Genomic DNA, 5,527 nt, shown 5'->3' on the forward strand with positions numbered 1-5,527 from the left:
CTGCCCAGGATCAGCGCGGCGACCAGGGTCACCGCGTAGGACTCGAACAGGTCGGCGGCCATACCGGCGCAGTCGCCCACGTTGTCGCCCACGTTGTCGGCGATGGTGGCGGCGTTGCGCGGGTCGTCCTCGGGGATTCCCTGCTCCACCTTGCCGACCAGGTCGGCGCCCACGTCCGCGGCCTTGGTGAAGATGCCGCCGCCGACCCGCATGAACATGGCGATCAGCGCGGCGCCGAAGCCGAAGCCCTCCAACACCTTCGGCGCGTCGGCCGCGTAGACCAGCACCACCAGCGCGGCGCCGAACAGGCCGAGGCCGACCGTGGTCATGCCGACCACGCCACCGGTGCGGAACGCCACCCGCATGGCCTTCTCGCGGCCCTGCTCCTCCCGGGCCGCCGCGGCCACCCGCAGGTTCGCCTGCGTGGACAGCCACATGCCCAGGTTGCCGATGGCGAACGAGAAGACCGCACCGACCAGGAAGAACAGCGACCGGCCGATGCGTTCGCCCCACCCGTCGGCGGGCAGTACGAGCAGCAGCAGGAAAACCAGCGCCGCGAAGATCGTCAGCGTGTTGCGCTGCCGTTTGAGATACGCCGCGGCGCCTTCCTGAACTGCCTTGGCGATGTCCTGCATCTTGGTCGTGCCCTGGCCGGCGGCCAGAACCTCCTTGAGCAGGACATAACCCACGCCGAGTGCAGCGAGGGCGATCACGGCGACCACGACGACGACGCCGCGATCACCTCCGGATAGCGTCAAGCCATCCGCGAGCAACTGCCCGGACATTCGTCCTCCTGGTACCTATGCCGGCAGCGGCGCCGGCCACCGGTGGCTGGACGTATGCGCCACCGGGACATCTCGAAGGGACCGGCGGAGTCTATTGGTCCGGGTGGGTCAGCGATGACCGAGGGTAGGCCGAGGGCCGGCGCGAACGGCCGTGTTGGCCGGCGCCGGTCGAACGGACAGTAGCGCTCGGGTGTCGGGAGCGCTCGGGTGTCAGGAGCGCTCGGGTGTCAGGAGCGCTCGGGTGTCGGGGAACTGTGCGAAGCTGCCCCGGTGGGCGAGAACACGGGCCGGCGGCTGCTCGACCGGGTACTGGCCGGAGTGCCCGAAGGTGAGCGCCCGCTAACCCACGTCCGGGACCTGCCGGACCGGCCGGCAACCTGCGTGCCCTGGCCGGAATGGGTGCCGGCGCAGCTGCGGGCCGCGGTGCGGCGGGGCGGGGTGGCAGCGCCGTGGACGCACCAGATCGAGGCGGCCGAGCACGCCCGGGCCGGCCGGCACGTCGTGGTGGCGACCGGCACCGCCTCCGGCAAGTCGCTCGCCTACCAGCTTCCGGTGGCCACCGCGCTGACCGAGGACCCGAGGGCGACCGCGCTGTACCTGGCGCCGACCAAGGCGCTGACCGCCGACCAGCTGCGCTCCGCGATCGCGCTGGATCTGCCGGCGGTCCGGCCGGCCGGTTACGACGGGGACACCCCGATGGCCGAGCGGGACTGGGTGCGGGCGCACGCCAGATGGGTGTTCACCAACCCGGACATGCTGCACCGGGGGGTGCTGCCGGCGCACGGGCGGTGGGCCGGCTTCCTGCGCCGGCTGACCTACGTGGTGGTGGACGAGTGCCACGGCTACCGCGGGGTGTTCGGTTCGCACGTCGCGCTGCTGCTGCGCCGGTTGCGCCGGGTGGCCCGGCGGTACGGCGCCGACCCGGTGTTCGTGCTGGCGTCGGCGACGGTGTCCGACCCGGCCGCGTCGGCGTCCCGGCTCTCCGGGGTGGACTGCGTGGCCGTGACGACGGACCACTCCCCCCGAGGCGCACGCACGGTGGCGCTGTGGGAGCCGCCGCTGCTCGAGGAACTGGCCGGGGAGAACGGCGCGCCGGTGCGTCGCTCGGCCGGCGCCGAGACCGCGCGCATCCTCACCGACCTGGTGGTGGAGGGCGCCCGCACGCTGGCGTTCGTGCGCAGCCGTCGGGGCGCCGAGCTGACCGCGTTGAGCGCCCGGCGCGCACTGTCCGAAGTGGACTCTTCACTCGCCCGCCGGGTGGCCGCCTACCGGGCCGGGTTCCTGCCCGAGGACCGGCGGGCGCTGGAGGACGCGCTGCTGCGCGGCGAGCTGCTCGGTGTGGCCAGCACCAACGCGCTCGAGCTGGGCGTCGACATCGCCGGGCTGGACGCCGTGCTGATGGCCGGCTACCCGGGCACGCTGGCCTCCTTCTGGCAGCAGGCCGGGCGGGCCGGGCGCGCCGGTGACGCCGCGCTCGTGGTGTTCGTCGCGCGGGACGACCCGCTGGACACCTACCTGGTGCACAACCCGGCCGCGGTGCTGGACAAGCCGGTCGAGGCGACCGTGCTGGATCCCACCAACCCCTACGTGCTCGCCCCGCAGCTGGCCTGCGCGGCCGCCGAGCTTCCGCTGACGCCGGACTGCCTGGCCGACTTCGGCGGTGTGCACGCCGAGCGGGTGGTGACCGACCTGGTGGCCGACGGCGCGCTACGCAAGCGACCCACCGGGTGGTACTGGACCGGCCGCGACCGGCCACACGCCACTGTGGACATTCGCGGCTCGGGCGGCGAGCAGATCGCCGTGGTGGAGGCGGACTCCGGCCGGATGCTCGGCACGGTGAACCCCGGCTCGGCCTGTGCCACCGTGCATCCGGGCGCGGTGTACCTGCATCAGGGTGCGTCCTATGTGGTCGACGAGCTCGATCTGGACGGTTGCCTGGCGCTCGTGCACGAGGAGGATCCCGAGTGGACCACCTCGCCGAGAGAGGTCGTGGACATCTCGGTGCTCACCACGGCATCCCGCCGGCCGGCCGGCGAGGTCGCGGTGTGTCTGGGCGAGGTGGCGGTGACCGCGCAGGTGGTCGGCTACCTGCGCCGGCTGCCGTCGGGCGCGGTGCTCGACCAGGTTCCGCTGGACCTGCCGGAGCGGACGCTGCGGACCCGGGCGGTCTGGTACACGGTGACCGAGGACCTGTTGCGGTCGGCCGGCCTCGGACCGGCCCGTGTGCCCGGTGCACTGCACGCCGCCGAGCACGCCGCGATCGGTCTGCTGCCGCTGTTCGCCAGCTGCGACCGGTGGGACATCGGTGGGGTGTCCACCGCGCTGCATCCGGACACCGGTGCGGCCACGGTGTTCGTGCACGACGGCCATCCCGGCGGCGCCGGGTTCGCCGACCGGGCCTTCCTCGCGTTCGCCCCGTGGCTGCTGGCCACCCGGGAGGCGATCGCCGCCTGCGAGTGCCCGTCCGGCTGCCCGTCCTGTGTGCAGTCCCCCAAGTGCGGCAACGGAAATGAACCCCTGGACAAGGCCGGCGCGGTCGCCGTGCTCAGTGCCGTGCTGAACGCACTTGCCGAGAAATAGGAAACGCGCCGGGAGCGTCGAAAGGACGCTTCCCGGCGCGTTACCCATTGCCGAGCACGCGGAGGGCCCTGCTGCCGCATTTTGGGACATGCGACCACGGAGACGTCGGCTGGGTGTCCATCACCACGCATGGAGTAAAGGGAGGCGGGAACTCCATGCGGGATGGTCATCCCGGGGCCAGGTTTTCGCCGACCTGATCTCCTGCCTGATCGCTCTGCGGCAGTCCTTTCCTCCTTTCTCGTGCTCGGCCGGATGCCCGGCCCGCGGTCCGTCGACTGAGTGCGGGAGTCGCGACGAACCGAATGGCGGGGCTGGTCATTGGTGTGTCAGTCGGCGGTCACCAGGTGCCGGCTCGGTACGCCGGCCACGGCGTCGAGCAGGGCGTCCTGGACGATGTGGGTTTCGGGGATCTGCCAGCCGCACACCTCGGGACGCACCCGCCAGTGCACGACTCCGTGCTCGAACTGGGTCGGCGGCAGCGGAACCCAACTGCCCTCACCGTGCACCACGACGTCCGCGTGCCCGGCCCACTCGTCAGCCAACCCGCGACTGGTCTGGGTGAGGAACAGCCACCGACCGTTCGGCGTGCCGATGATCGGCACCGGCATTCCCACCGACCTGAGCACCCGGGCGACCCTGGTGCCCAGCGCGCTGCCCACCTCGACGGCGTCGAGCGTGACGCCGGTGGCGAGCAACAGGTTGTACGGGTGGCCGGCCCACCATCCGGCGACCTCTTCGGGGCTGGAGCCGACGCGCTCCTGCCAGTCGTCGTGCACGGGAACCGGTCCGCTGTCCTGCGCGTCGGCGCGGCCCGCCCATTGCTCACCGGCCGGATACGAGCCCGGGAGTACCGGCCAACGGCGCCACGCGAGGCCAATGGCCTGCGCGCGCAGTTCGACGCGGAACGCCCGCCGCCAGTGATCCGACCAGTCCATCTCCAACATCTTGGGAACTTGCCTCCTTGAGCATGGAGCACCGCGTTCGGTGCCCACATGTGACTCAACGACATGGTCGATCGTGAGCAAACTCGCAGTCGACGACCGGTCGATATGGCACGCCGAGTGAAGGTTGCGCGAACGAGCGGCTGAACACCTCGGGTGCGATCACCGGCCGGTGAATTGCATCCGAGGTGCCGTTCGGAGCCGTTCATCGTGGGCAAACGACCGTTCCTCGCCACTAATCGACCGCTTAGCGGTCCAGCCGGGTTCGGTCCTCCGTTGGTTCAGTCCACTGGTCCGGCGCGGGCCGCCGCGGTGGCCGAACCGAAGCCGACCAGCAGGTCCGGGGGCTGCGCGACGATCAGCACCTCGGCCTCCCAACCGGTGAGGCGGCAGGCGGCGAGCCGCACGCGCATCCGGTCGGCCACCCAGCGGGCCCGGTCGCAGGCCGACCGTTCACCGGAGACGGCGTGCGCGGCGGCGGCCAGCGCCGCCAGATCGGCGGCGCTGGCGGCCCGGTGTCTGGTCACCGCGGCCGCGCCGATGCCGACCACCAGGCCGATCAGCACCAGCACCACCGCGATGCCGCCGGCGCCCCAGACGGACGCCGAACCCCGGTCGCGGACCCTCATCGGTCACCTCCACCGGGTTCGGCGACGGCGAAGGCCTGCCCGCGAACCCGGACACCGGGCAACAGCCCGCCGGCCGGCGCGGCATCGACGTCGACCGCGATCGTGTCGCCGTCGACCTGGATCGCGACCCGGGCACCGCGCGGCGCGATCCGCGCGGCGGCCGACCGGCCGCGGTCGGGCTCGCCGCGCGCGGTCAGGCGGGCCGCCTCCCGGGCGGCGTCGGTACATCGGAGCTGGTCGGTCACGGCGCCGACGGCGGCCAGCGCGACGCCGAGCACCACGACGAAGGCGGTCATCGCGAGCGCGGCCTCCACGGTGACCATCCCGCTGTCCGACCGCATCACAGCTTCACCGACAGGGCGCGTTGCACCATCGCGGCCAGCGCGGAGGAGACCGCGCCGTTGGTGACCACCGCGTAGAGAACCGCCGCGAACGCCGCGGCGGCGAGCGTGCCGATGGCGTACTCCACCGTGCTCATCCCGGCGTCGGACCGGAACCGGTGCAGCAGCGGGCGAAACGGCATAGGGGGAAGAAACATGACAGCTACTCCTTTTGTTTACTGGTGAACCGACAGTTGAGTGGCAAGGCCGAT

The 5,527-nt window shown here is 72.2% G+C and carries 6 protein-coding genes; 1 reads left to right on the forward strand and 5 read right to left on the reverse strand.

Annotation, left to right across the window (positions count from 1 at the left end):
• Positions 1 to 785, reverse strand: a 785-nt coding sequence (locus tag VFO68_RS22260; protein WP_325160294.1) for a sodium/proton-translocating pyrophosphatase, incomplete at its 3' end; no start/stop codon positions are given.
• 270 nt (positions 786 to 1,055) lie between these two features.
• On the opposite strand from VFO68_RS22260, the gene VFO68_RS22265 reads away from it, so the two are divergent.
• On the forward strand, positions 1,056 to 3,365 hold the full coding sequence (locus tag VFO68_RS22265; RefSeq protein ID WP_325160295.1) for a DEAD/DEAH box helicase: 2,310 nt from the start codon (positions 1,056 to 1,058) through the stop codon (positions 3,363 to 3,365).
• A 326-nt stretch (positions 3,366 to 3,691) separates the two neighbouring features.
• Here the strand turns inward: VFO68_RS22265 and VFO68_RS22270 are convergent, their stop codons facing one another.
• The 4 genes from VFO68_RS22270 to VFO68_RS22285 all read right to left on the reverse strand — a co-directional run bounded on the left by VFO68_RS22270 (position 3,692) and on the right by VFO68_RS22285 (position 5,473).
• Positions 3,692 to 4,300, reverse strand: a complete 609-nt coding sequence (locus tag VFO68_RS22270; RefSeq protein ID WP_325160296.1) for a bifunctional DNA primase/polymerase — start codon at positions 4,298 to 4,300, stop codon at positions 3,692 to 3,694.
• A 287-nt stretch (positions 4,301 to 4,587) separates the two neighbouring features.
• On the reverse strand, positions 4,588 to 4,935 hold the full coding sequence (locus VFO68_RS22275) for an Rv3654c family TadE-like protein (RefSeq protein ID WP_325160297.1): 348 nt from the start codon (positions 4,933 to 4,935) through the stop codon (positions 4,588 to 4,590).
• On the reverse strand, positions 4,932 to 5,276 hold the full coding sequence (locus VFO68_RS22280) for a TadE family type IV pilus minor pilin (RefSeq protein WP_325160298.1): 345 nt from the start codon (positions 5,274 to 5,276) through the stop codon (positions 4,932 to 4,934). The genes VFO68_RS22275 and VFO68_RS22280 overlap by 4 nt, the downstream gene beginning before the upstream one ends.
• The gene (locus VFO68_RS22285; protein WP_325160299.1) at positions 5,276 to 5,473 is read right to left on the reverse strand and encodes a DUF4244 domain-containing protein; all 198 of its coding nucleotides are present in this window, start codon (positions 5,471 to 5,473) and stop codon (positions 5,276 to 5,278) included. The genes VFO68_RS22280 and VFO68_RS22285 overlap by 1 nt, the downstream gene beginning before the upstream one ends.
• Between the last annotated feature and the right edge of the window lie 54 nt (positions 5,474 to 5,527).

The organism is Actinophytocola sp., from assembly GCF_035712165.1.
In the GTDB taxonomy this organism is placed as follows: domain Bacteria; phylum Actinomycetota; class Actinomycetes; order Mycobacteriales; family Pseudonocardiaceae; genus DASYTH01.

Excerpts from the sequence above, each read along its gene's own strand:
- VFO68_RS22285 (WP_325160299.1), bottom strand. The coding sequence starts at position 5,473 with ATGTTTCTTCCCCCTATGCCGTTTCGCCCGCTGCTGCACCGGTTCCGG.
- VFO68_RS22275 (WP_325160297.1), bottom strand. The coding sequence starts at position 4,935 with ATGAGGGTCCGCGACCGGGGTTCGGCGTCCGTCTGGGGCGCCGGCGGC.
- VFO68_RS22270 (WP_325160296.1), bottom strand. The coding sequence starts at position 4,300 with ATGGACTGGTCGGATCACTGGCGGCGGGCGTTCCGCGTCGAACTGCGC.
- VFO68_RS22280 (WP_325160298.1), bottom strand. The coding sequence starts at position 5,276 with ATGCGGTCGGACAGCGGGATGGTCACCGTGGAGGCCGCGCTCGCGATG.